Origin of the sequence: Nodosilinea sp. LEGE 07088 (genome assembly GCF_015207395.1) — a bacterium.
Taxonomy (GTDB): Bacteria; Cyanobacteriota; Cyanobacteriia; order Phormidesmidales; family Phormidesmidaceae; genus Nodosilinea.
The window spans coordinates 1-2131 of sequence record NZ_JADEWX010000350.1 but is presented as its reverse complement, the minus strand read 5'-3'; the positions used below and the strand labels follow the sequence as shown (position 1 = coordinate 2131).

Sequence of the window (2131 nt, the reverse complement as noted above, 5' to 3'; positions counted from 1 at the left end):
ATATGCGCTCGGTCACGCGTCCGATAGGGAACTGTCTGAGCCTCCCGAAGTTCACTTAACGTGCGGTCTTCTTCCTCGGTCAAAATGATGCGTAATGGGGCGGGCATTTGAGGGCACTCTGGCTACCCTGCTATCTTACATTTAATCTCAACTGCCTACTTAACCTGCAATAAGAGGGCTGCATACCTTGTAAGGTATGCAGCCCTCTTGAGTATTGATTTTTGTCGATTTTTAGTTATCGAAACGAACAGATTTTATATCTCTTAGCTCTAGTGTAGATACACCTGCATGCCGACAACAATGGCAATTAAAAGCACCACTGGAATTGCGATCGCAGCCATGCCATTGTGGCTCTTAACCACTCGAGATTCGTGACTAATTACAGCTGCTTTGATGGTTTCATGCATCTCCTCTCGCAGTTTTGTCAGTTCGCCATCGAGGCTGTCGCTACTGTAGAGCTGGCGCAAACGATCGAATACATCGCGAGCTAAAATCAGACTTTTCTCAGGGTTGTCAAACACCATATCCATGATTTCATCGTGGGAAAAGACTACGATCTTAGCCTCTTCACTGGCCTGGGCTATGGAGGAACGCGGCCGACGATCGATCAGTTCTATCTCCCCAAAAACACGCCCTGGGCCGAGAGATTTTGACACGACTTCACCCGTTTCTGGATAGGTGTCGATCAGGTTAATGCGACCTGATTTGATCAAATAGACCTGCTGGCTGGGGTCTCCTTCCCGATAGATGACATCGTCGGCAGCATAGGTGATTTTTTCCATGGATAATTTCGTGTAACGCGTTATTTTCGCGGCTATTGTTCCCATACTAGGCTCACTCCTATCGGCTCCCAGTGGGGCAACCGTAGCAGAATCTGTAGTTTATTTGACAGAGGTCACTTTCCCATGGCGCAGGTCATTTCTATTCACTCCTTCCGAGGGGGCACCGGCAAGTCAAATCTAACGGCTAATATCGCTACGGCGGTGGCTAGCCAGGGCAAGCGGGTGGCCATTGTCGATACCGATATTCAGTCGCCGGGCATCCACGTGCTGTTTGGCCTCGACGAAGAAGACTTTACCTACTCCCTCAACGACTACCTGTGGGACAAGTGCATCGCCAAAGATGCCGCCTACGACGTCACCAACCAGGTGGTCAACGCCAGCGGTACCCCTGTCGAGATTAGTGGCCGAGTGTATTTGGTGCCCTCTAGTCTAAAAGCTGGGGAAATTGCCAAGATCTTGCGGGAAGGGTATGACGTGGGCTTACTCAACGACGGCTTCCACGACCTCGTCAACCAGCTTGACCTCGATTACCTGTTTATTGATACCCATCCGGGCCTCAACGAAGAGACCTTGCTCTCCATTGCAATTTCCGATCGCATGGTGATTATTCTGCGCCCCGACCGCCAAGACTTTTTGGGTACTGCCGTTACCCTGGAAGTGGCCCAAAAGCTCGACGTGCCCGATATTACGCTGCTGGTCAACAAAGCGCCCGATATCTACCCCCGCGCTACCCTGATTGACAAGGTACAGACCCAGTATGGCGTGCCCGTGGGCGGACTATTCTACGAAAACGACGAAATGCTCCAGCTGGCCAGCGGTGGCATTTTCTGGCTGCACCACCCTGACCATGCGTTCAGCCAGGAGGTACATACCGTTGCTCGCCAGATCGTCGCTGCGGAGTAGCCCCATGCCCAACCCCACCCCGGGGGAGTTTTCAATGCCTCCGCTATCTTCGCCTGGGAGCCCAGGGCCAAAAACCATGACCGACCTCCTGGCCTTGGCTGACCCAGAGCGCACCCTGATGACTTGGTTGGTGCGCCAACGAGGGGCAACCCTCACCGATATAGCAGCCTATACCCAGACCCCCCCTGACCTGGCCCAGGCGACGGTAGATAGCCTGATGGCGGCAGGCTTTTTAAAGGTAGACGACACCATGACCCCTGCCATCTTTAGGCCTCATCTGGTTTCGCGACAAACGCGCAGAGTGCCTGATCACATCTGGCATTGCCTAGAGTGACTTGCTTAGTCACTCTAGGTCGGCATCGGGGTAGAGACAGGCCCTCGCTGCAACCCTAAACGCTGGGTCATTGGACACAACCGAGTCTAAAGGTCGCGGCTTAGGGCGGGGG

Annotated in this window: 3 protein-coding genes; 2 read left to right on the top strand and 1 reads right to left on the bottom strand. The window is 53.3% G+C overall.

From position 1 onward, the window contains the following. Positions 1 to 269 precede the first annotated feature (269 nt). Entirely contained in the window at positions 270 to 827 is a 558-nt protein-coding gene (locus IQ254_RS30870; protein ID WP_228041259.1) for a cyclic nucleotide-binding domain-containing protein, read from the bottom strand. 78 nt (positions 828 to 905) lie between these two features. Here IQ254_RS30870 and IQ254_RS30865 point away from each other — a divergent pair, with 78 nt between their 5' ends. Both IQ254_RS30865 and IQ254_RS30860 read left to right on the top strand, forming a co-directional pair. Next, positions 906 to 1685, top strand: a complete 780-nt coding sequence (locus IQ254_RS30865; protein WP_193969955.1) for a MinD/ParA family protein — start codon at positions 906 to 908, stop codon at positions 1683 to 1685. A 76-nt stretch (positions 1686 to 1761) separates the two neighbouring features. Continuing rightward, positions 1762 to 2019, top strand: a complete 258-nt coding sequence (locus IQ254_RS30860; protein ID WP_193969954.1) for a hypothetical protein — start codon at positions 1762 to 1764, stop codon at positions 2017 to 2019. Positions 2020 to 2131: the final 112 nt, after the last annotated feature.